Source organism: Nonomuraea jabiensis, from assembly GCF_014204795.1.
In the GTDB taxonomy this organism is placed as follows: domain Bacteria; phylum Actinomycetota; class Actinomycetes; order Streptosporangiales; family Streptosporangiaceae; genus Nonomuraea; species Nonomuraea jabiensis.
In genome coordinates, this window is record NZ_JACHMB010000001.1 from 2,881,637 (window position 1) to 2,902,880 (window position 21,244).

Annotated in this window: 21 protein-coding genes; 12 read left to right on the forward strand and 9 right to left on the reverse strand. The window is 72.1% G+C overall.

Annotation, left to right across the window (positions count from 1 at the left end; genetic code table 11):
* Positions 1-40 precede the first annotated feature (40 nt).
* The 11 genes from HD596_RS12550 to HD596_RS12600 all read left to right on the forward strand — a co-directional run bounded on the left by HD596_RS12550 (position 41) and on the right by HD596_RS12600 (position 9,637).
* Positions 41-1,150 (forward strand): DUF418 domain-containing protein, encoded by a 1,110-nt coding sequence (locus tag HD596_RS12550; RefSeq protein ID WP_313043760.1) that lies wholly within the window; start codon positions 41-43, stop codon positions 1,148-1,150.
* A gap of 171 nt (positions 1,151-1,321) precedes the next feature.
* Positions 1,322-1,945, forward strand: coding sequence for a DUF7711 family protein (locus HD596_RS12555; RefSeq protein WP_185069425.1), 624 nt, complete (start codon positions 1,322-1,324; stop codon positions 1,943-1,945).
* A gap of 95 nt (positions 1,946-2,040) precedes the next feature.
* On the forward strand, positions 2,041-2,787 hold the full coding sequence (locus tag HD596_RS12560; protein ID WP_185069426.1) for an SAM-dependent methyltransferase: 747 nt from the start codon (positions 2,041-2,043) through the stop codon (positions 2,785-2,787).
* A gap of 126 nt (positions 2,788-2,913) precedes the next feature.
* Entirely contained in the window at positions 2,914-3,330 is a 417-nt protein-coding gene (locus tag HD596_RS12565) for an ArsR/SmtB family transcription factor (RefSeq protein ID WP_185069427.1), read from the forward strand.
* The gene (locus HD596_RS12570; protein ID WP_185069428.1) at positions 3,330-4,229 is read left to right on the forward strand and encodes a cation diffusion facilitator family transporter; all 900 of its coding nucleotides are present in this window, start codon (positions 3,330-3,332) and stop codon (positions 4,227-4,229) included. Before HD596_RS12565 ends, HD596_RS12570 begins: the two co-directional genes overlap by 1 nt.
* An 85-nt stretch (positions 4,230-4,314) precedes the next feature.
* Complete coding sequence (locus tag HD596_RS12575; RefSeq protein WP_185069429.1) at positions 4,315-5,019, forward strand: DUF4097 family beta strand repeat-containing protein; 705 nt, start codon at positions 4,315-4,317, stop codon at positions 5,017-5,019.
* Between the two features lie 85 nt (positions 5,020-5,104).
* Positions 5,105-6,103, forward strand: coding sequence for a DUF418 domain-containing protein (locus HD596_RS12580; RefSeq protein WP_185069430.1), 999 nt, complete (start codon positions 5,105-5,107; stop codon positions 6,101-6,103).
* Between the two features lie 3 nt (positions 6,104-6,106).
* Positions 6,107-6,685 carry an RNA polymerase sigma factor gene (locus tag HD596_RS12585; protein ID WP_185069431.1) on the forward strand — a complete coding sequence of 193 codons (579 nt, stop codon included), beginning with the start codon at positions 6,107-6,109 and terminating at the stop codon, positions 6,683-6,685.
* A complete protein-coding gene (locus tag HD596_RS12590) occupies positions 6,682-7,857 on the forward strand; it encodes a TolB-like translocation protein (RefSeq protein ID WP_185069432.1) in 1,176 nt (391 codons plus the stop codon). The genes HD596_RS12585 and HD596_RS12590 overlap by 4 nt, the downstream gene beginning before the upstream one ends.
* 54 nt (positions 7,858-7,911) lie before the next feature.
* Complete coding sequence (locus HD596_RS12595; protein ID WP_185069433.1) at positions 7,912-8,721, forward strand: alpha/beta fold hydrolase; 810 nt, start codon at positions 7,912-7,914, stop codon at positions 8,719-8,721.
* Positions 8,722-8,818: 97 nt separating this feature from the next.
* Complete coding sequence (locus HD596_RS12600) at positions 8,819-9,637, forward strand: patatin-like phospholipase family protein (RefSeq protein ID WP_185069434.1); 819 nt, start codon at positions 8,819-8,821, stop codon at positions 9,635-9,637.
* 14 nt (positions 9,638-9,651) lie between these two features.
* Here HD596_RS12600 and HD596_RS12605 read toward each other — a convergent pair whose 3' ends face one another.
* The 5 genes from HD596_RS12605 to HD596_RS12625 form a co-directional block, all read right to left on the reverse strand.
* The gene (locus HD596_RS12605) at positions 9,652-11,802 is read right to left on the reverse strand and encodes a polysaccharide lyase 8 family protein (protein ID WP_185069435.1); all 2,151 of its coding nucleotides are present in this window, start codon (positions 11,800-11,802) and stop codon (positions 9,652-9,654) included.
* 15 nt (positions 11,803-11,817) lie between these two features.
* Positions 11,818-11,967, reverse strand: coding sequence for a hypothetical protein (locus tag HD596_RS12610; protein WP_221519298.1), 150 nt, complete (start codon positions 11,965-11,967; stop codon positions 11,818-11,820).
* A gap of 90 nt (positions 11,968-12,057) precedes the next feature.
* A complete protein-coding gene (locus HD596_RS12615) occupies positions 12,058-13,479 on the reverse strand; it encodes a WGR domain-containing protein (protein ID WP_185069436.1) in 1,422 nt (473 codons plus the stop codon).
* A gap of 78 nt (positions 13,480-13,557) precedes the next feature.
* Positions 13,558-14,907, reverse strand: a complete 1,350-nt coding sequence (locus tag HD596_RS12620; protein WP_185069437.1) for a right-handed parallel beta-helix repeat-containing protein — start codon at positions 14,905-14,907, stop codon at positions 13,558-13,560.
* 118 nt (positions 14,908-15,025) lie between these two features.
* Entirely contained in the window at positions 15,026-15,493 is a 468-nt protein-coding gene (locus HD596_RS12625) for an ATP-binding protein (protein WP_185069438.1), read from the reverse strand.
* A gap of 214 nt (positions 15,494-15,707) precedes the next feature.
* On the opposite strand from HD596_RS12625, the gene HD596_RS12630 reads away from it, so the two are divergent.
* The gene (locus HD596_RS12630) at positions 15,708-15,884 is read left to right on the forward strand and encodes a hypothetical protein (protein WP_185069439.1); all 177 of its coding nucleotides are present in this window, start codon (positions 15,708-15,710) and stop codon (positions 15,882-15,884) included.
* Between the two features lie 130 nt (positions 15,885-16,014).
* On the opposite strand, the gene HD596_RS12635 is transcribed toward HD596_RS12630, so the two are convergent.
* The 4 genes from HD596_RS12635 to HD596_RS12650 form a co-directional block, all read right to left on the reverse strand.
* Positions 16,015-18,312, reverse strand: coding sequence for a xanthine dehydrogenase family protein molybdopterin-binding subunit (locus HD596_RS12635; RefSeq protein ID WP_185069440.1), 2,298 nt, complete (start codon positions 18,310-18,312; stop codon positions 16,015-16,017).
* A gap of 66 nt (positions 18,313-18,378) precedes the next feature.
* A complete protein-coding gene (locus HD596_RS12640) occupies positions 18,379-19,827 on the reverse strand; it encodes a multicopper oxidase family protein (RefSeq protein ID WP_185069441.1) in 1,449 nt (482 codons plus the stop codon).
* Positions 19,824-20,213, reverse strand: coding sequence for a hypothetical protein (locus tag HD596_RS12645; protein WP_221519299.1), 390 nt, complete (start codon positions 20,211-20,213; stop codon positions 19,824-19,826). Before HD596_RS12645 ends, HD596_RS12640 begins: the two co-directional genes overlap by 4 nt.
* Complete coding sequence (locus HD596_RS12650; RefSeq protein WP_185069442.1) at positions 20,210-21,205, reverse strand: carboxymuconolactone decarboxylase family protein; 996 nt, start codon at positions 21,203-21,205, stop codon at positions 20,210-20,212. The genes HD596_RS12645 and HD596_RS12650 overlap by 4 nt, the downstream gene beginning before the upstream one ends.
* Positions 21,206-21,244: the final 39 nt, after the last annotated feature.

A 21,244-nucleotide genomic window follows, 5' to 3' on the forward strand; every position in this document is an offset into this window, starting at 1 on the left:
GACGACTGGGACGGGCCACCCCGCCACCAGGCTTGATGGTGTGACCAGACGTATCGACGCGCTTGACGTGTTACGGGGCGTGGCCATCATGGGCACGCTCGGCACGAACATCTGGATCTTCACCGCACCGGGCGGATCCGCCGAGTTCCTTCAGTTCGGGGGCGGCGCCGGTGTGGTGGAGACGTTCCTGAGGTTCCTGTCGAACGGCAAGTTCCTCGGGCTGCTGACCCTGCTCTTCGGGGTCGGCCTGGAGTTGCAGTACCGCAGTGCGGTCCGGCGCGGGCTGACGTGGCCGGGCAGGTATCTCTGGCGTGCGACGCTGCTGTTCGTCGAGGGGGCGCTGCACTACGTCCTCGTCTTCGAGTTCGACGTGCTGATGGGGTACGCGATCACCTCCATGATCGTGGCGTACGTGGTGGGCAGGAGCCGCCGTGCGGTCACCGCCTGGATGGTCGCCGCTGGAGCACTGCACGTCGCCATGGTGGCCCTGCTCACGGCGGCCCTGATGGCGGGGCCGGCCGGTGGCGGCACCCCGATCTACCCCCAGGACGGCTGGCTCGACCAGGTCGTCTTCCGCCTGCGGCATGTCGCCGTCTTCCGCGCGGAGCTGGTGTTCATCATCCCCATGGGCATCGTGCTGTTCCTGCTCGGGGCCCGCCTGATGCGTGCGGGCGTCTTCGAGGAGCGCGGTGCTGGTCTGCGGAGGAGGCTGATCGTCGTCGGCCTTGGTGCCGGTGTGCCGCTGAACCTGGCGACCTCCTTCGCTGGGCCGGCGTGGTTCGCCGTCGACCGCTATCTGCTGGCGCCGCTGGTCGCCCTGGGTCTGCTGGGGCTGATCACCTCGATCGTGCTCGGTATGGGCGGTGCGCCGGGCGTGCTCAGGAGGGGCATTACGGACGTCGGGCGGACGGCGCTGTCCTGCTACGTCTTCCAGAACCTGGCGGCCAGTGTCCTCTGCTACGGCTGGGGTCTGGGGCTGGCGGAACGGTTCGACGGGCTGCGGCCCTGGTGGGTGCCGGGGGCGTGGGCCGGGATCTGCGTGTTGTTCATGGTGCTGTCGTCGCTGTGGCTGCGGCGGTTCAGCCGGGGGCCGCTGGAGCTGGCCTGGCAGTGGGCGTACCAGGCACCGGCCCTGGCGCGACGGCCGTGACAACCAGCGGCCGATGCGCGGGTGACCGGGCCCAGGGGGCTGGCGACATGAGGGCGGCCGGCGGCGCCGGGGATGGCCGTCGGGGATGGCCGGTGGGCAGGGGGGCGGGTGGGGTGGGGTGGGGAGACCGTACGCTGGGTCGCGGGTCCGGGACACGGAGGTGAGCGGAGGATGCGCTACCGGCGAGCGGTGGAGCGGCTGCGGCAGCTCGCCCAAGCCTGCGACCAGACCCGCCGCGTGCCCGCGGACCAACCCTTCCTGCGCGCCGCGCACGTCTTCGGCGACCTGCTCACCGGCGCCGACCCCATCGACCACCTGGAGATCGTCCTGGTGCTGAACCTCCCCCCGGAGGAGGTGACCTGGGGCTCCCAGCCGCCCGGCACCGCGTGGCTGGTCGACTTCCTCCGGCTGGACAAGGGCGGGGTCGCGTACTGGTGGCGCTCCCACCTGGATCCGGTGGAGAACCATCGCATCCACGACCCGGTGCGGTTCTGGTCGCTGGACGGGCCCGAGCAGGACGTGCTCGACGCGCTGGCCGAGCGCCGCTTCGACCGGGTGCGGGAGGTGGCGTCCCGGCCCCAGGAGGAGCCCGCCCAGGTCGCCGGGGAGTTGCAGGCGGCGCTGGACCATCTGCGCGCCGTACGCGACTCGTACTGGGACCGGCAGTGGCGCCGGCGGCACCGCACCCTGGGACGCTACCCCGAGCACCACCTGTGGGAGGCCGTACAGGGCTACCTGGATCTCCTGGACGCGCACGAGGAAATTCGTTTGCCGCCGGAATCCGCCGAGGGCTAAGGTCGCGATCACCATCTCGTGACGGAGGAGTTGCTTTATGCGTGTCGATGAGCTGACCCCGGTAAATCAGTCATCACACGTAAGGACTCACGATCTTGGATCTGCCACGTAGCTTCACCATCCGGGAGAGCAGCCACCGGATTCTCAACCCGTTCACCCCTGAGAAGCTGGCCACGCTCGGCGCGGCGATCGGGCTGCGGCCCGGAGCCACCGTGCTCGACCTGTGCTGCGGCAAGGGTGAGCTGTTGTGCACCTGGTCCCGCGATCACGGGATCGCCGGCACCGGGGTCGACATCAGCACCGTCTTCCTCGCCGCCGCCCGCGAGCGAGCCGCCGAGCTCGGCGTCGGCGAGCGGGTGCGGTTCACGCACGGGGACGCCTCCACGTACGTGGCCGGCGAGCCGGTCGACGTCGCGGCGTGCGTCGGCGCGACGTGGATCGGCGGCGGGACCGCCGGCACGGTCGCGCTGCTGGAGCGCAGCCTGCGCCCGGGCGGCACGATGCTGATCGGTGAGGTGTTCTGGCGGGCCGAGCCGCCCAGCCAGGAGGCCGTCGAGGCGTGCCACGCGACCTCGCGCGACGACTTCGGGACGCTGCCCGGCCTCTTCGAGGTGTTCGACGGGCTCGGGTACGACGTCGTCGAGATGGTGCTCGCCGACGAGGACAGCTGGGACCGGTACTACGCCGCCCAGTGGCGCAACCTGCGCACCTGGCTGGACGCCAACCCCGACGACGAGCTCGCGCCCGAACTGCGCGCCGAGCTGTCGCGCGAGCCGATGCGGTACGTCCGCTTCCGGCGGCATTTGCTCGGCTGGGGCGTGTTCGCCCTCATGAAGCGCTGAGCTGCGCATACTTCGGCCCGGTCTCGTGTTCGAGGCCGGGCCGAAGCCCTTTTCGCGGTCAGGTTTGAAAGGGCACGCGCGGAGAATCTTGACGGAGGGATCGCTTCGCGGGCTATCGTTGTTTATATGAATAGCTCTTCAAGTGAGCGAGTCGTCCTGTCTCCGGACGGGTGCGCGGTCCGGGTGGTCGACCCCGACCGCGTCGCCGCCGTGTGCGAGCGAATGCCGGCGGCCGACGATCTGGCCGACACCGCCGACATCTTCGGCCTGCTGTCCGATCCGAACCGGCTGCGGCTGCTCGTGGCGCTGCTGGACGGAGAGCTGTGCGTGTGCGACCTGGCCGCGGTGACCGGCCAGAGCGAGTCCGCGGTCTCCCACGCCCTGCGGCTGCTGCGCGCCCACCGCATCGTCGTCGCCCGGCGCGCCGGGCGGATGGCGTACTACCGGCTGGACGACCCCCACGTACGCATGCTGCTCGACCTGGCGCTCGCCCACACCGAGCACACCGAGGCCATCCACCCCGAACGGGACGGGACAGACTGATGGGCGCGGGGCACGGACACGGGCACGCCGGTGCCCGGCACCGGTGGCGGCTGACAGTCTCGTTCGTCCTGATCGGCGCGTTCTTCGTGGTCGAGCTGGTCTACGGCCTGATCTCCGGCTCGCTGGCGCTGATGTCGGACGCCGGGCACATGGCCGCGGACGTCGTCACGCTGGGCGCCGCCCTGGTGGCCACCCGCATCGCCGCCCGGCCGGACGCCACGGGAAGGCGCAGCTACGGCTCCTACCGGGCCGAGGTGTTCGCGTCCCTGCTGGCCGTGGTCATGATGCTCGGCGTCGCGCTGTACGTGGTCGCCGAGGCCATCGGGCGGATCGGCGAACCCGCGGAGGTCTCCTCCGGCCCGATGCTCGTCGTCGGCGGCGTCGGCCTGGTCGTCAACCTCGTCGCCCTGTTGCTGCTGCGCGCCGGGGCCGCCGAGAGCCTCAACGTCAAGGGCGCCTACCTGGAGGTCGTGGCCGACACGGCCGGGTCCGTCGGCGTCATCGCGGCGGGCTGGCTGATCACGGCCACCGGCCAGACGTTCTGGGACACGGTCGTCGCCCTCGCCATCGGCGTCTTCGTCGCCCTGCGCGCGATCTCCCTCGGCCGTCAGGTCTTCGCGGTGCTGGGCCAGCACGTGCCCGAGGGCATGGACGCGGCCGCGGTGGCGGCCGACCTGGCGGCGCTCGACGGCGTACGCGACGTGCACGACCTGCACCTGTGGACCCTCACCTCCGGCATGAACGTCGCCACCGCCCACCTGGTGACCGTCGACCCGAAGGACCACCACGCCATCCTGGACAAGGCCCGCGACCTGCTGCTCCGCCGACACGGCGTGGCGCACGCGACGCTCCAGGTGGAGCCGGCCGACCACACCGGCTGCGACGAGCTCGGCTGGTGACCCCCACCCCTGAGGGAGTCTTCAGGGACGTCTCAGGGAACTCCCCGACGCCCGGGCAGGGTCTCGTGACCCACACTTAGGCGTTATGGGCATGAAGAGAGCGGGCATGATCGCAGGGCTGCTGGGGGTCGCGGCGGTGTTAACCGGCTGCGGCCTCGGTGGACCCGTCGATGAGGAGACCAAGTCCTACGACGTCACCGACAAGGTGGCCGGCATCAGGGTCGGGTCCGACTCCGGCACCATCGAGGTGGTGGAGTCGGACCGCCAGGGCATCCACGTGACCGAGCATCTCGTCTGGCGCAAGAACAAGCCGGAGACCAGCCATGGCGTGGAGGGCGACACGCTCGCCCTGACGTACAAGTGCCCCCGCACCTGGGGGCTGGGGAGCGGGGGCACGGCCTGTGACGTGAACTACAAGGTGGAGATCCCCAAGGGGCTCCGTGTCAAGGTCAACTCCGACTCCGGGGACCTGACGCTGAAGGGCCTGTCCGGCGAGATGGACGTCCAGAGCGACTCCGGGGTGATCGAGGCCAGCGGGCTGTCGGGCAAGCGGATCGTCACGGAGACCGACTCGGGGGACGTCGAGCTCGCCTTCACCGCGCAGCCGGACAAGGTCGTCAGCACCTCGGACTCGGGCGCGATCAGGGTCCGCGTGCCGCAGGGGCCGTACAAGGTGATCGCCAAGACCGACTCCGGCAGCAAGCACGTCACGGCGGCCACCGACGCCGCGGCGCCGCGTACGATCGAGGTTTCCAGCGACTCCGGCGACCTGGAGGTCGTCACCCCCTGAGGCCACAGGTCCGGCCGAAAGTACTGTCGCGAACCCTGCTTCCGGCCGAAGCCGGCACCGGCATGAGCCCGCAGGATGAGGCGTCATGCCACCCGAAACACCAGATTCCCGAAGAAGAGCGCGGATCAGCGCGCTCGACGTCATACGCGGCTTCGCGCTCTGCGGGATCCTCCTGGCCAACGTCCAGCCGATCGCCCACGTCGGCGACGCCCTCGTCGCCGTCCACCACGCGGCGGAGAGCCCTGGCGCGATGTGGATGGGGCTGCTGGTCGAGCAGCGGTTCTTCCCGATCTTCTCGCTGCTGTTCGGCATCGGCTTCTCGCTGCTCCTGGAGTCCGCGGCCGGGCGCACCACCAGCCCGCGGCTGCTCCTGCTGCGCCGGCTCCTGGTGCTGCTCGCGATCGGCCTGGTGCACATGTTCGCGCTCTGGCGGGGCGACATCCTGACCATCTACGCCGTCGTCGGCCTGGTGGTGCTCCTGCCCTCGACGTGGCTGCCGCGCTGGGCCGTGGCGGGCCTCGCCGTCGCGCTCGTCGTCGCGGCGCTCGCCTTCGGCGGCGGGACCGCGCTGGTCCCCGGGCTGTTCCTGGCCGGATCGGCGCTGACCCGGTACGGGGTGATCGACCGGATCGAACGCTCCGCCCCCGTGGCGCTGACCGTGCTCTTCGCGGCCGGCGCGGCGCTCGCCCTGTGGCTGCAGGAACGCGCGCAGGACGGATCGCTCGCCGTCGGCGGGCTGCTCATGGCCGGCGTGTACGTGTGCGGCCTGCTGGTCCTGCTCAGGACGCCGCTCCGGCCGGTCCTGCAGGCCGTCTTCGCCCCGCTGGGCCGGATGGCCCTGACCAACTACCTGTCCGCCACGGTCCTCGTCCTGGTGATCTCCAAGTTCGTGACCGGCCCGCCGGAGACCTGGCCGGTGACGACGGTGCTGCTGATCGCCGGGGCCATCCTCGCGGGCCAGTGGCTGATCTCCACCCTCTGGCTGCGCCGCTTCCGGTACGGCCCCATGGAGTGGCTCTGGCGCTGGGCCACCTGGCTGCGCCGCCCGGCGATGCAGCGGATCGGGGACGGTGCGCGTTCCTAAGGCATGAACGGTGAGACAGTCGCCCGCGCGCCCGCGCCGCCCGAAGTCGAGGCGGTGCTGGCGATTCTGTACCGCGAGCACTGGCTCGCCCTGGTGCGCCTGGCCGTGCTCCTCGTCGGCGACCGGGAGAGCGCCGAGGACGTCGTGCAGGACGTCTTCTCCAGGTTGCACGGCATACGCCCCGAGAAGCTCACCCTGGCCTACGTCCGCGTCTGCGTGCTGAACGCCTCCCGCTCGGTCCTGCGCAGGCGCGGCGTGGCCGCCCGGGCGCCGCTGGGCGGGTCGAGCGAGCAGGTCGACTCGGCGGAGACGGCCGCGCTCCTGGGGGAGTCGCGCCAGGAGATGCTCGACGCGCTGGGCCGGCTGCCCAGGCGGCAGCGCGAGGTCCTCGTCCTGCGCTACTACCTCGATCTTTCCGACGCCGAGATCGCGAAGGCGACGCGCGTCAGGCAGAGCACCGTGCGGTCCACCGCCTCCAGGGCCCTGGACCGGCTCCAGCGCGAACTGGGAGGCCGCGAAATGCGAGGCCCAGAAATGCGAGGCCCCGAAATGGGAGGCCCCGAAATGGGAGGCAGGGCATGACCGGCATCGAGGAACGCCTGAGGGACGCGCTGGCCGCCAGGGCCGAGACCGTACGCGACGACGGGCGGCCCCGCCACCTGCCCGCGCCGCGCGAGCGGTCGTCCGGCGCGAGGTGGTGGGCGCCGCTGGCGGTGGCGGCCGCGATCCTGATCGTGGTGGCGGCCACCGTCGTGGTCACCCGTACGGTCACCTCACCCGCTCCGGCGGTCCGGCCGACCCCCGACACTTCGGTGGCCCCCGTCGAACAGATGTGGCCGGGCGCCGTACACGAAATCCCGACCAAGGGACCGGGCGGTGCGGGGTTCATGCCGGACGTGTTCGTCAGCGATCGGGTCGTGGTGGGACGGGGATACCCCGAGAACCGGCCGCTCGAGATCTGGTCGTACGACCTGGACAAGCGGACGTTCGCCACGATCGCGCGGCTCAGGAAGAAGGACGTGGGGAACCACCCGCTGGTCTTCGGCGACGGTCACCTGGCGTGGGCGGCGTTCAGCGGCCGTATGAAGGAGGTCTGGACGGTACCGGTCACGGGCGGCGTGCCCCGCCGGATCGCCTCGGACCGCGCCACGGTCACCCGCGACAACATGACCTTGGGGATCTCCCGCCTGGCCATCGCGGACGGCCTGGTGGTGTGGTCGCCCGACGAGGGCGGCGTCTATCGGGCCCCGCTGAAGGGCGGGAAGGCGACCCTGATCGACGGGACGAAGGGGTACAGCCTGGTCGAATGGCCCTGGGCCGGGTCACCGCGAAACGACAGCATGGTCGGCGACCTCAGCCGCCGTCCCGTGGAGCACCTGAAGAACCTCCTCACCGGCGAACGCAGGGACGTGGTCCCTCCCGCCGGGCGGACGTCGTGGACCGACTGCGGGGTGACGTGGTGCTTCAACGGCGAGGAGGCGTGGCGGCGCGACGGCGCGGGGCTGCGGAAGCTGCCGGGGTACACCCACGGGGAGCTTTCCATGGACCGCTTCGTCCGGCTGCTCCAGGCGGTCCCCGGCGGGCAGAAGTGGGTCACCCTGTACGACCTCGCCACGGGACGCGCCGGCCTGCTGTACCAGATCCAGACGGGCCTCAAGCGCACTCCCATCCTGGCCCTGCGGGACGGCATCGCCTGGTTCCAGAAGGGACGGAGCACCCAGGTAGTCATCAATCTGGCCGCCATCGGCCGATGAGTTCCGCCGGCGGCGGGAGTCATATCGGCGACGGTGAAATGACTGGAGGTTTCCATGACGAGCACGCACACCCTCGCCATCCCGGGCGGACGCCTGCACTACGAGGTCCGCGGCGCCGGCCCGGTGCTGGTGGTCACGGGGGCGCCGATGGCCGCGGCCGACTTCGCGCCACTGGCCGAGGCGATGGCGGGCGACTACACGGTGGTCACCCACGACCCGCGGGGCATCTCGGGCAGCGTGCTCCACGACCCCACCCAGGACTCCACCCCCGAGCTGCGGGCCGACGACCTGGCCCGGCTCCTGGACACCCTGGGCGTCGAGACCGCCGACGTGTTCGGCAGCAGCGGCGGCGCGGTGACCGGCCTGGCGCTGGTGGCCCGGCACCCCGGCCGGGTCCGTACGCTCGTCGCGCACGAGCCGCCCTCGCTGGAGCTGCTCCCCGACGCCGCCGACCAGCGCGCCGCGACCGAGGACATCATCGCGACCTACCACCGGGACGGCGTCTGGGCGGCTTTCGCCAAGTTCATGGCCACCGCCGGGTTCGACCAGGGCGACGAGGGCGCCCCGGCCGGCCCTCCCGGGGAGCCGACGGAGCAGATGCTGGCCGACAGCGCGCGCTTCTTCGCCCATGAGCTGCGTGGCACCACCCGCTACGTGCCCGACGTCGCCGCGCTGAAGGCCGCCCCGGCCCGGGTCGTGGTGGGCATCGGTGACGAGTCGGGCGGGCTGGTCACGTACCGGACCTCCGTGGCGCTGGCCGAGCTGCTGGGCACGGCTCCGACGGAGTTCCCCGGCGACCACGGCGGCTTCATCGGCAGGACCGAGGAGTTCGCCGCGGTGCTGCGCAAGGTGCTCGCCGGCTGAGATCGCCGGCCGGCCGACGTCGCTCGCCGGCTGAGATCGGCGGAAGACGCCCGCGGGCCCCGGGCGTTGGGGTGGAAAACCCCTATGAGGAGGGCCGATGAGCAAGCGGGCACTGGTGCTGGGTGGCGGCGGGGTCGCCGGGATCGCGTGGACGACGGGCGTGCTGGCGGCGCTCGCCGACGGCGGTGTGGACGTGACAGGGGCCGACCGCATCGTCGGCACGTCGGCGGGCTCGGCGGTCGCCGCCCAGGTCACCAGTGGCCTGCCGCTCTCCGAGTTGTTCGAGCGGCAGGTCGATCCCACGCTCCAGACGCTCGAACTGCCCAGCGGGGTGCGGATGGAGGAGCTGTGGGCGAAGCTCCAGGAGGTCTACGAGAGCACGTCCGACCCGGTCGAGCAGCGGCGGAAGATCGGCGCGCTGGCGCTGGCCGCCGACACGGTCAGCGAGGCCAGGCGGCGCGAGGTGATCGAGGCCCGGCTGCCCGTGCACGAGTGGCCGCGGCGCGACCTGGTGATCGTGGCGGTCGAGGCGGTCAGCGGCGAGACCCGGCTGTTCGACCCCGGGTCGGGGGTGGAGCTGGTGGACGCGGTGGCGGCCAGCTGCGCGGTGCCCGGCGTGTGGCCGTGCGTGACGATCGGCGGGGTCCGGTACATGGACGGCGGCGTGCGTACGAGCACCAACTCCGACCTCGCGGCCGGGTTCGACCGGGTCCTGGTGCTGGCCCCGATGCCCGACGTCGGCGAGCCGTCCTGGGCCGCGCTCGACGGCCGGGTCGAGGTGATCGGGCCGGACGCCGACTCGCTGGCCGCCTTCGGGACCGACCCGCTCGCCCCGGAGGTACGCACGCCCAGCGCCCGAGCCGGTTACGCCCAGGGCCGCGGCGCGGTCGCCCAGGTGGCGGCGCTCTGGGAGTGACGCCTCGAAGGTCGTCAGCGGAGCCGCACGGTCGTGGCGGCGCCCTCCCGGCCGGCCAGGCCGTCGAAGGTGAACGTCTCCCCCGCCCACGTGACGGTCAGCTCGTCGAGGTCGCACCGGGGGTCCGACACCGTCAGCGTGTCCCCGCGCACCAGCACCGCGCACGGGGCCGAGGCGGTCAGGCCGCCCGCGGTCCCGGCGGCCCAGAAGTTCGCCGCGGTGAGGCCCAGCGAGGGCACGTGGACGGCCTGCAGGCGGTCGGTGTTGGCGAGCACGCGCACCCAGCCGGGGTCGGCGGCCCTCGCGCGGGTCTCCTCCTGGCCGGCGCCGGGCATGAGCAGGTAGACGTATCCGGCCGCCCGCGGATCGACGCCGTGGTCGATCCAGAGCGTCACGTAGTCGCGGGTCACGCCGCCGCCGGCGCGGCGCTCGCGCAGCGTGCGCAGGGGCCCGCGCACGACGTAGCCGCCGTGCCCTTCGAGGTGGGCCCAGCCCTCCCGCACCGTCAGCGCGGCGCCGGTCCTGCGGTTGTCCACGACCGTCTCGACGGGCACGCCGTCCTCCGCGGTGATGCCCGCGCCCAGGCACACGATCGCGTCGTCGAGGAAGAACCACGACCTGAACGCCTCCATCGTGCTCTCCAGGCCGTTCAGGTGCTGCCCCACGGTGGCGTACGTGCCGTCCGTGGCCCCGCCCACCCACCGGCCCGGCGGGCAGGTGTCGCCCCAGTCGCCGCCCGCGCCGTCGGGCAGCCGCTTGGTGGAGACCATCGTCCCGGGCAGCCGGTAGGGGTCCACGGTGGGCCAGAAGTCGTCCGAATACTGGTCGCCGTGGCCCGCCGCCCACCAATAGAGCATGCCCGAGCCGGTGTGCCAGCCGCGCAGGTTCTCGCCGTTGCCGTGCTCGTAGTGGCCGATCCTGGACGAGGCCATGCTGAGCGCCGCGCACCAGCCCGGCCTGCGGTGCACGGCCCGGGCGCTCATCGGCAGCAGCCGGTGCCCGACCGGCTCCTGCGCCGCGGGCACGGAGGCGTCGTCCACGACCGCGGCCAGCCGGGCGTGGAAGGCGGGCTCGGGGTGCTCCAGCATCGGCCGGTACGTGTCGCGTACCGCCCAGCCCTTGACCATGGCGTGCCAGCGCGCCCGCTCGGCGGCCGAGGCGCCCTCCCCCAGCAGCAGGACCGCGGCGGCGATCTCCCGCCCCCGCTCGTGGTCGCCGAACGGCTTGCGGCCGACGCTTCTGCCGCGGACCAGGTCCATGCAGGCGCCGTCGCGGACGAAGGGCGCGAACGACCGCTCGACCATGTCGAACACGTTCTGGTCGGAGACCTCCCACGGCGTGCCCCGCAGCACCGCGAACATCGTCGCCAGCCCCGTCAGCAGCGTCACCCCGTAGGCTCCCTGGTAGGGCACGTGCGTGTGCTGGATGAACGACCCGTCCCGGTAGAACCCGTCGCCCTCGCCGACGAGGCGGAACACCGGCGCGAGCGCGGACACCGCCAGCGCCGCCTTGCCGTAGTCGGAGCCGAGCATGGCCCGCAGCAGCATCACCAGGCACAGGTCCACCCGGTTGGCCGCGGTGCTGTTGCCCCTGTACTGGCCGAGCCTGCGTTCCGGCACGAAGTGGTCGACCGCGTCCCGCAGCCGCGCGCTCACCGGCTCGGGCACCCCGGCGAGCACCGCCGCGTCGAGCAGCGCCTTCGGCACGCCGATCTGCCAGTGCCACCAGTTGCCGGTCGCCTCGGCGCCGTCGGCGTACACGCTGCGCCGGTAGTGGTCCACGCCTTCCGCGACCGCCGCCGCCAGCCCCGCGTCGCCGGTCAGGCCGGTGCCCTCCAGCACGTACGCCTGTGCCATGGCCCGCAGCCGCCGCGGCGTGGCCACGAAGGAGGGGAACGCCTGGTCGGGCCAGAGCGAGCCGCGGCCGGGGGCCATGGTGTCGCGGTGGCGGGCGGCCGTCCTGCCCAGTTCGGCCAGCCAGGTCCGGTACGGCTCGGCGGCCGGGTCGTACCCGCCGCCCACCGTGACCTCCCGCCAGCGGCGGCGTAAGCGCAGGAAGGAGTCGTCCGGGGTGTGCGCGGGGCCGGCGGGCACCAGCGCGCCGAGCACCCCGGCCGCGGTCACGCCGCCGAGCCGGAGGAGCGAGCGCCTGGTTGGCCTGTGCACGCCTCGATTATCGGGTCAGAGCGGGAGCACGGCCCCGAACCGCTTCACGGTCCTGATGATCGGCGCGGTCTCGATGCGCCCGATCGCGGGCAGCGCGCCCAGGCTCTCGGTCAGGTAGCGGTAGAGGGCGCGAGCTCGGCCGCCATGTCGTACGCCCCGCCGCACCGCGCGGGCATGGCCGCGAGCGCCGTCACCGGCATGGCGGCGGGGCTCCTGGTCCTGGCGACCGTCCGTCCCGCGAGAGCCGCGTGAGCGTCAGAGCAGGCGGCGGATGTCCCCGTACGCGCGGTAGAAGCCGCCCCGGCCGGCGGAGCGCACGCCGTCGACGAGGTAGCGGGCTCCGGCCTCCCGGATGTCCTTGGGGAACTGCACGTTCCACGACTCGTAGCCGGGGCTGACCACGCGGACGCGCAGCCGCTCGCCCTCCTTGAAGCACTCCACCACCACGCCGTCGCCCGCGTCGGTGGTGGTCTCCACCGTCACCGACGGCTCGACCACCTGCAGCGACGCGGCCGCCTTGACGTCGAGGGGCTGCGGCACGCTGCCCGCGCGGGCCGCGGCGATGGCCGCCTCGCCGGCGTCGATGCAGGCCAGCGAGCCGTCGGTGGTGACGATGTAGAGGCGGTCGTCCAGGAACTGCATGGAGAACGCGGAGCCGCAGCCGGTGCCGAGCTTCCACAGCCGCTCGCCGGAGGCGTCGAAGCAGTAGACCGACGAGCGGTCGTCACCGGCGAAGACGTGGCGGCCGCCCGGCGAGGTGGCGCAGGAGTAGACGGCGCCGTCGCACTGGTAGGCGGCCTCGATCCGGCCGTCGCCCTTGGCCAGGCGGATCACGCGGCCCACGGAGCCGCGGGCGGTGCCGGCGTAGACGGAGTGCGCCTCCTGCCAGCCGAACAGCACCTGCTCGCCGAGTGCGGTCTGCCAGACGGGCGTGCCGTCCTGGACGTCGTAGCGGGCCACGCCCTTGGAGTGCCCGTGGTAGACCGAGTCCTCGTCGCACCTGACCATCCAGGCCGAGTCGCCGGCGACGCCGCGCGACCACTGGAACTCGTCCTCGTAGTCGATCGTGGTGACCCCGCCGGCGCGGTCGGAGACGCCGAGCACGCCGTCGTGGATGTCGAGCCAGTAGATGTCCACGTCGGCGGCTATCTCGTACGCGGACCTCGGCACCTTGCCGCTCAGGTCGTACACGCGGCCGTCGTCGCAGCCGGCGTAGATCCAGAAGTCGTCGGCCACGATGCACTTGACGCCGTCCGGCAGCTTGAAGCGGCCGGTCACGGTGCCGGAGTGGGTGACGGTGTAGACGTCGCCGTGCTGGTTGCCGACCCAGCAGCGCTCGTCGTCCACGAAGATGCCGAACGCCGACGCCCCGCTGTCGAAGCGCCACAGGACCGGCGCCTGCTGGGCGGTCGACCGGGTGCTGGGGATGGCCCGGTGGGTGACGGCCCGGCGCTGGCGCACCCCGCGGACCGCCGGGGCGTACCCCTTGCGGGTCTTCTCGCCGATCTTCTTGGCGGCCGCGGCCTGGGCCTTGGCCTCGGTGGGGAAGTCGGTGACCTTGGTCTGGCCGGTCTCGCCGATGCGTCCGTACGTGATCGTGACGCGGGTGCCCGCCACGGTCACGTCATAGAACTTGTGCGATCCGCCGCCGTCCTCTGACAGCTCCAGGTAGGTCATGTCCGCACTTCTCCTGATTTGCCGGGCTTGATCACTTGCCCCGGAGAGTAGAGGACGGCGGCGACAAATCGCAGGAAGTTACTTGTCGTACTCGTACGCCCCGGCGTCGACCGCGCCGTCACTGCCGTCGATCGCCCGGCCGGTCACGTCGTTGTTGCTGAACTTGGTGATCCCGAAGTCGATGGCCGGGCTCCCGGCACGCAGGCTCAGCGGGTTGGCGGTGTTCGACAGGTTGAACAGCGGGTCGGCCGTGATGTTGTCGTGGCCGCCCATCTGGTGCTGCGTGGCGCCGAAGAACACGTTGTGGTGGCTGTCGGTGACGTTCGGGCCGTAGGCGGTCTTGGCCGTGACCTGGATGATGTTCTGCGACATCGACAGGTGGGCGTTGGTGCAACCGGCGTCGCAGACGACGCCCTGGGAGCCCGCCTGGGGCAGGTACACGGAGTTGTTGCGGAACACGGTGCCGAACACGGGCCCGTTCGGGTCGGGGTCCTCCCCGGGCTCCTGCGGGCCGCGGGTGACGAGGGCCGCGCCGGTCTTGGGGCCGGTGATCACGTTGTACTCGAAGACGTTGCCCGAGGTGCCGTCGGGGTCCACGGGGTTGCCGTCCTCGTCGACGTCATGGCTGGTGCCGAGCTCGGTGAAGGTCTCGTTGTCCACCGAGATGTTGTGGTGGATGCGGTTGCCGGAGCCGAGGAAGATCTCCACGGCCGCGCCGTCCAGCCCGTAGTCGAAGCTGTCCGCGATCGAGCCGCGGAACTCGTTCCAGCCGATGTCGGTGTTGTCGCCCTGGACGAGGATCGCGAACGCGCCCGAGTCGTCGTTGCGCGGCTCCTCGGTGTTCTTGCTCATGAAGTTGTTGTCGACGAAATCGTTGGCCGTCACCGCGTTGTACTGCGCCTTCGGCGCGATGTAGACCCCGGCCGCGGCGCCCGTGATGTAGTTGCGCTCGATGACGTTGTCGTTGCCCGTCACCTTCACACCGGCCCACTTGCAGCGGCCGTCGTCCTGGGGAACTCCCACCTGCAGGTTGTAGACCTCGATGTGGTTGCCCCCCAGGCTCACGCACGCCTCGTCGTCCCCGGAGATGATCGGTCTGGCGGTGCTCGTGCCGTAGGTGTCCACGACGATCGGGGCCTGCGCGCTGCCCGACTCGGTGATCGCGAGTTGCTGCCCCTTCCACCTGCTGCCGCGCTTCAGCAGCAGCTTGGCGCCTTGGGGCAGATTCGCCGCGGTCGCCTTGGTGAGGGTCTTCCACGCGGTGGTCTCCGAGGTGCCCAAGGCGGAGTCGTTGCCGTTGACGGAGTCCACGTAGTAGACGGCGGCGGCCGCCGATGCGGTGCCCGGGGCCACGGTTGTGGCGAGGGTGGTGGCGACGAGCGCGAGCGTTGCCGTCGTCGCACCGGTCCGCAAGTTCCAGCCTGACATTCAGCCTCCAGAACTGCCAGGGCTCCGTCACGCGACGAAGATCATCCCCGGCTTGCGGCTGACACATTAACTGGATTTAGTCGGAAAGTCCCGATTTTTCCTGACTCAAATCGGACGTTTAGGTCCCGGCCCGGATCGGCACCACGTTGCCGGGCGCCCCGCTCCGCGGCAGCGCGAACCAGGTGGCCTTGCCGACGAGATCGGGGTGGGTGACGTAGCGCTGGGGATGGCAGCCGTAGAACCCGTCGGAGAGCCTGGCGACGATCCGCAGCCCCCGCCCGTGCTCGGCCCGCACGTCCGGCGGGGCGGGCTCCGGCAGCAGCGGACTGCTGTCCACGACCACGCACATGATCTCTTTCTCGTCGATGTGCAGGGCCAGTTCGTACGGGCCGTCGCCGTACATCAGGGCATTGGTGATCAATTCACTCGCCATAAGGACGGCGTCGTCGACGAGATCCGAACAAAGGGAGAGTGCCGACAATTCTTCGCGGATGATCGCCCTCGCGTGGCCGACCGTCCGGACGTCCTCGTGCAGCGGCCACACGTACTGCAGCCGGCTCCGACGAGCTGATCGCAGCGTGGTCATGGCATCTCTCTCCTGTGTTTGCCGGGGTTCCGGGACAGAGGGACAGCGAATGCGCGTTTCACTCAGCAAGAGGGCCCGCCTTTGGGTCGACGTACACGGCCGTCGAAACCTGTACGCACGGGGAGGCCATTTGGGTCGAATCTTCGGGGAGAAATCGCAATTCTTTTTAGCCGCCGCCCGAAACGACGGGTATGGGCCCGGGTATGGCCCTGCCATGAGCACTGACGAGAACACATCCGAGATCGACTCCCAGCCCCCCGCCGCCGCCCGCCGGCCGGGCAGGCGTGGAGAGCCGCCGCCCAAGCCCAAGCCCGCGGGGATGCAAGCGCTGGAGCAGGCGCTGTCGCGGGCGGGCAAGGAGCTGAAGGACATCCTGTCGGTCCGGCCATGACCACCGGCTCCTGAGGGCCCGGTTCGCGTCGCCGCCGCCGAGGCCCGGCGACGCGACCGGCTCAAGAGGTCTCGGCCACCCCGCTCGGCTCAGGAGGTCTCGGCCACCCGCGCTCGGCGGCGCGACCGGCTCAGGAGGTCTCGGCCACCTCCGCGAGCAGGGACCAGAGCGAGTACGGGGTCAAGGGGACGTCGGTGATCCGGCCGGCGATCTCCGGGAGGGCGGCGGCCACGGCATTGGCGATGGCGGCCGGAGGGCCGATCGTGCCCGACTCCCCCACTCCCTTCATCCCGCCGGGCGTCAGCGGCGACGGCGTCTCCAGCATCACGACCTCGATGTCCGGCACCTCCCGCGTCGTCGGCAGGAAGTAGTCGGTGATGGGCTGGCCTTCGGGGGTGTAGACGATCTCCTCGGTGAGCGCCTGGCCGATCCCCTGGACCACGCCGCCGCGGATCTGGCCTTCCACGACGGCCGGATTGACCAGCACCCCGGCGTCGTTGACGACCCAGTAGCGCTCCACCTCGACGGCCCCGGTCTCCGGGTCCACGGCCACGGCGGCCGCGTGGGCCCCGTAGGCGAACGTGTAGGCGTCGGGGTCGTAGCTGACCCGTTCCTCCAGGCCCGGCTCGACCCCGTCGGGCAGGTCCCAGCCGCGCCACGCCGACGTGGCCAGCTCCCGCAGCGTGAGGGAGGCCGCCGGGTCGCCCTTCACCCGCACCACGCCGTCGGCGATCTCCAGGTCGCCGGGGGCCGCCTCCAGGCGGTGCGCGGCCAGGGCCACGAGCTTGCCGCGCAGCCGCTCCGCGGCCCGGGTGAGCGCCCCGCCGCCGACCACGAGCGAGCGGCTGGCGATCGACCCGACCGACGAGTACGGCGTGGCCGCCGTGTCCCCCAGCACCACCCGTACCCGCTCGATCGGCACCCCCACCCGATCGGCCGCGAGCTGGGCCAGCGCCGTCTCGATGCCCTGCCCTATCGACACCACCCCCGACGACACGACCACGGACGCGTCCTGCTCCATGCGCAGGAACACCGACTCGTAGCCGCCCGCCTGGATCCCGGTGTCCCTGAACTCCTTCGAGGGACCCATGCCCGTGGTCTCCACATGGCAGGAGTAGCCGATGCCGCGCCTGCGCCCGTCTGCCTTCTCGACGGGGGCGACCAGGTCGCGCAGGGTACGCAGGGCGTGCGGGTAGTCGCCGGAGTCGTAGCGCTGGTAGACGCGGTTGGTGTACGGCAGCTCGCCGGGCCCCAGCATGTTGCGCAGCCGCAGCTCGACCCGGTCGATCCCCAGCCGGCGCGCCGCCTCGTCGATCAGCCGCTCCCTGGTCAGGCTGCCCTCCGGCTGCCCGAACCCGCGGTAGGAGCCGGTCGGCGTGGTGTTCGTGACGACGCCGCGCACGCGTACCGCCACCCGGTCGAACCGGTACGGGCCCGGCAGCAGGGTGGCCGTCACCGCGAAGGTCGACGCGCCCACGTTCGAGGGGTGCGCGCCGAGGTCGCCGACCAGGTCCACGTACATCGCCACGAAGCGCCCGTCGCCGTCGAGTGCCAGCCGCGCCCGGTGCACGGCGGCGCGCGCCGGCAGCGTGGCGACCAACCGGTCGCCCGGCGACTCCGACCAGCTCACCGGCCGGCCCAGGCGCATCGAGGCCAGGCAGATGAGCGCCTCGTCCGGGTAGACGTGCTCCTTGCCGCCGAACCCGCCGCCCGTGTCGCGGCTGATGACGCGTACCCGGTCGTGGGAGAGCCCGAACGCCTCCGCCAGGTGCTCGCGCGCCTGGTGCGGCGCCTGCGAGGAGATGTGCACGGTCAGCTCGTCGTCGTCGTACGAGGCCACCACGCCGCGCGGCTCCATGGGGTACGGCGAGACCCGACCCATCGTGAACGTCAGCTCCACGACGTGCGCGGCCCCCTCGACGAAGGCGGCGCAGTCCTCGTCGCCCATCGTGAAGTCGGTGAGCACGTTCGTGCCCCACTCCGGATACAGCAGCGGGGCGCCGTCCCGCATCGCCCGCTCCGTCCCGACCACCGCCGGCAGCTCGTCCAGCGAGAGATCGACGAGCTCGGCGGCGTCCCTGGCGGCCTCGGGGGTCCGGGCGACGACGAGCGCGAGCGGCTGGCCGGCGTACCTGATGGCGTCGTCCAGCACCCGGTAGGACTGCAGCCGCTGGCCGGGGGACAGGTGGACGCAGGGCAGGCGCAGGTCGGGGGCGTCGCCGGGGGTGATGACGTCGAGCACGCCCTCGACCGCCCAGGCCGCCTTGGCGTCGCAGCCGAGCAGCCGCCCGTGGGCGATGGGGCTGCGGACCACGTACGCGTGGACCGTTCCCGGCAGCCGCACCGCCCCGACGTACCTGCCTCGGCCGGTCAGCAACCTGGCGTCTTCCCGTCGCGGCGTCCTGGCGCCGACATAAGGCTCACCCATGGTCCCGATTCTGAGCGCGCCCGCCCGGACTGTCGATGACCCCAAGGCAACCACGGACGGCGGGCCTCATACGACCTCGAAAGCCGCCATCATCGCCATGTCCTCGTGTTCGAGGTTGTGGCAGTGCAGCACGTACCGCCCCCGATAGTCGGTGAACCTGGTGACGATCTCCACGGTCTGGGCCTCGCGTAGCTCCACGGTGTCCTTCCACGCGGGCGGCCCCTGCGGTCGCTCCCCGTTCACCGTCAGCACCTGGAAGTGGTCGAGATGCAGGTGCACGGGATGGGCGACGTCACTGGTCAGCCGCCAGACCTCGACGTCCCCCAGCCTGGACCTGGCCTCCACGCGCTTGGGGTCGAACGGCTTGCCGTTGATCAGCCACCCCATCCCCCCGCTGCTGAACTCGAACTCCCGCGTCACCTTCGCCTTCCCGGGGTCGAGCGCCTCCACCGTGGACAGCCGCGCCGGCACGGCCGACTCGTCCCTCTCGTCCCGGTCCACGGCGAACCGCATGACCCTCGCCTGCGCGCCCTCCCCCGCCAGGTTCCGCAGCTCGACCTGCTGACCCACCTTGTACGCGGAGAAGTCGACCACCACGTCGGCCCGCTCGCCAGGAGCCAGCCGGAGCTGCCGCACCGTACGCGGCTGAGCCAGCAGCCCGCCGTCGGAGCCGATCTGGACCAGCGGCCCACCGGTCGCCAGCTCGTACGTCCGGGCGTTGGAGGCGTTGCACAGCCGCAGCCGGTACCGGGCCCTGGCCACCCGCAACTCGGGCCACGGCGCCCCGTTCACCAGGATGACGTCCCCGAGCACGCCCCCCATGTACGCCTCCCGCACCCCCGGCCGGCCCTCCAGCGCCGGATACAGCATCGTGCCGTCGGCGGCGAACGACCGGTCGCAGATCAGCAGCGGCAGGTCGCGCTCCCCGGCGGGCAGCGGCAGCGCCTCCTCCTCCGCGTCCCGCACCAGGAACATCCCGGCCAGCCCGCGCCAGACCTGCGGCCCCGTGTAGTCCATGCGATGGTCGTGGTACCAGAGCGTGGCGGCCCGCTGCTCCAGCGGGAACGCGTACTCGCGGGACGCCCCCGGCGCCACCAGGTCGGTGGGGAAGCCGTCGGACTCGGGCGGGGTGTGCCCGCCGTGCAGGTGCAGGACGGTCGGCTCGCCGAGCTGGTTGACCAGCTTCACGACGGTCCGCCGCCCGGCGCGCGCCTCGATGGTCGGCCCGGGGAAGGTGCCCCCGTACCCCCAGATCCCGGTACGCAGGCCCGGCAGCACCTCCACCTCGGCCGCCCGCTCGGTCAGCTCGTAGAAGTCGGCCCCGCCCGCGCTGCGCACCGGCTTGGCCACCTCCGGGACCGGCAGCGGCACCGCGTACGGCCTGGGCAGCGGCGCCGTGCTCGCCAGGAGCTGCGGCTGCGGGGTGCCGGTGATCAGCGAGCAGCCCGGCACAGCGGCCACCGCCACCGCGCCCAGTCCCAGCAGCCGCAGCGCGTCGCGTCGCGTGTGGGTCATTGCCGCGCCATGACCCGGTTGAGCTGCTCGACGCCTCCGTGGAACATCAGCACCCCCAAGGGCACGTGCAGGACCTTCAGCCCGGCGACTCCGAGAATCGCCTGCACCACCGTGGCCACCAGAAGGATCACTGCCGGAAGGATGAACGTGGCCTTCCCACCGCCGGGCCAGCGGACAAGGATCGCCACGACGACATGGACGATCCCTATGACGAGCAGGGCGACGGCCGTAGCCATGTGCAGCGACCGGCCGCCGGGCGTGGAGAGCAGCAGGCCCGCCGCCACCGCCTCGAACAGCAGTGCGACGGCGTGCAGGGGCGCCACGACCTTGAGCGCCCACATGGGCCAGGTCGCCGGCGGGGCGGCAAGGGTCTGTTGCGCGGTCATGATCCATCTCCTGTGAGTGCTGAGGCGGTGATGAAGGTCTCCATGCGTTCCATGGCCGACGCCGCGCCGTACGCGCAGAGCCGTACCAGGTCCTCGTCCGGCCGCGAGCCGCGCCAGGCGGCCACGTCGGCGTCGGTCACCCGGTACGGCGCGAGCGCGGCGAGCAGGGCCAGCCGGGCCCCGGCGCGCTCCCCCGCCGGGACCTCGGCGAGCGGCGCGTCCAGCCAGGCGCCGCCCATGGGCGGGTGCTCCCCGTCCCAGGCCGCCACCGTGTCCGCCACGGCCGCGCGGGCGGCGTCCCCGAGCAGTTCCCCACCGGCGATGCCGGCGGCCCGCAGCGCGGCGTAGGCGGCGCCCACGGACGTGCCGGCGCCCCAGGCGGGCTCCGGCCCGGCGGGCAGGTCCGCGACCAGGGGCAGGCTCGCGCCTGACAGCAGCCGCCTGCGCACCGTACGGGCCATCACCCGGCCGCCCACGCTCCTGACCAGGCGCGATTTCTGGAGGTTCGCGGGTAGGAGGTTCTCGGTGAGCAGCGCCGAGGCCATGCGGTTGACGAAGTGGAAGGCGAGCGCCGTGCCGATGTGCTCGGGCCCGATCTGGGCCCCGCCGCGCCGCGACGTGGCCCAGGCCAGCATCGCGGCGTGCTCGGGGTCGTCGGGCGTGCCGCCGGCGGCGACGGTCTCCGCCAGCCGGTGGTCGCCGGTCGCGTGCAGCAGCGTCGTGTGCGCGGCCACGCAGAACGGGCACCGGTTCGCCAGCGACACGCCCAGCGCCACGACCTCCTTCCCGGTCCTGGACGCCTTCCCGGCCAGCAGCGACTCGCGCAGCATGGCCCACGTCGCGGCGAGCACGTCCGGCGCGGGCGACAGCGTCAGGAAGACCGCCATGCGCGCCATGCCGAAGTCGTCCGCGAGCTGCGCGTAGACCTGGGCCACCCGGCCGGTCGCCGCGTGCGGCGGCACCGGCGTGACATAACGGAACTGTGTCTCCATAGCCGGACATCGTGGTATTTCTCGTGCCTTGGGGCGTCG

What these genes read in the sequence shown, in the direction of transcription:
- HD596_RS12650 (WP_185069442.1), bottom strand. Translation starts at nt 21,205, where the DNA reads ATGGAGACACAGTTCCGTTATGTCACGCCGGTGCCGCCGCACGCGGCG.
- HD596_RS12620 (WP_185069437.1), bottom strand. Translation starts at nt 14,907, where the DNA reads ATGTCAGGCTGGAACTTGCGGACCGGTGCGACGACGGCAACGCTCGCG.
- HD596_RS12555 (WP_185069425.1), top strand. Translation starts at nt 1,322, where the DNA reads ATGCGCTACCGGCGAGCGGTGGAGCGGCTGCGGCAGCTCGCCCAAGCC.
- HD596_RS12595 (WP_185069433.1), top strand. Translation starts at nt 7,912, where the DNA reads ATGACGAGCACGCACACCCTCGCCATCCCGGGCGGACGCCTGCACTAC.
- HD596_RS12565 (WP_185069427.1), top strand. Translation starts at nt 2,914, where the DNA reads ATGAATAGCTCTTCAAGTGAGCGAGTCGTCCTGTCTCCGGACGGGTGC.
- HD596_RS12590 (WP_185069432.1), top strand. Translation starts at nt 6,682, where the DNA reads ATGACCGGCATCGAGGAACGCCTGAGGGACGCGCTGGCCGCCAGGGCC.
- HD596_RS12645 (WP_221519299.1), bottom strand. Translation starts at nt 20,213, where the DNA reads ATGACCGCGCAACAGACCCTTGCCGCCCCGCCGGCGACCTGGCCCATG.
- HD596_RS12575 (WP_185069429.1), top strand. Translation starts at nt 4,315, where the DNA reads ATGGGCATGAAGAGAGCGGGCATGATCGCAGGGCTGCTGGGGGTCGCG.
- HD596_RS12630 (WP_185069439.1), top strand. Translation starts at nt 15,708, where the DNA reads ATGAGCACTGACGAGAACACATCCGAGATCGACTCCCAGCCCCCCGCC.
- HD596_RS12600 (WP_185069434.1), top strand. Translation starts at nt 8,819, where the DNA reads ATGAGCAAGCGGGCACTGGTGCTGGGTGGCGGCGGGGTCGCCGGGATC.
- HD596_RS12585 (WP_185069431.1), top strand. Translation starts at nt 6,107, where the DNA reads ATGAACGGTGAGACAGTCGCCCGCGCGCCCGCGCCGCCCGAAGTCGAG.
- HD596_RS12615 (WP_185069436.1), bottom strand. Translation starts at nt 13,479, where the DNA reads ATGACCTACCTGGAGCTGTCAGAGGACGGCGGCGGATCGCACAAGTTC.
- HD596_RS12625 (WP_185069438.1), bottom strand. Translation starts at nt 15,493, where the DNA reads ATGACCACGCTGCGATCAGCTCGTCGGAGCCGGCTGCAGTACGTGTGG.
- HD596_RS12570 (WP_185069428.1), top strand. Translation starts at nt 3,330, where the DNA reads ATGGGCGCGGGGCACGGACACGGGCACGCCGGTGCCCGGCACCGGTGG.
- HD596_RS12635 (WP_185069440.1), bottom strand. Translation starts at nt 18,312, where the DNA reads ATGGGTGAGCCTTATGTCGGCGCCAGGACGCCGCGACGGGAAGACGCC.
- HD596_RS12640 (WP_185069441.1), bottom strand. Translation starts at nt 19,827, where the DNA reads ATGACCCACACGCGACGCGACGCGCTGCGGCTGCTGGGACTGGGCGCG.
- HD596_RS12580 (WP_185069430.1), top strand. Translation starts at nt 5,105, where the DNA reads ATGCCACCCGAAACACCAGATTCCCGAAGAAGAGCGCGGATCAGCGCG.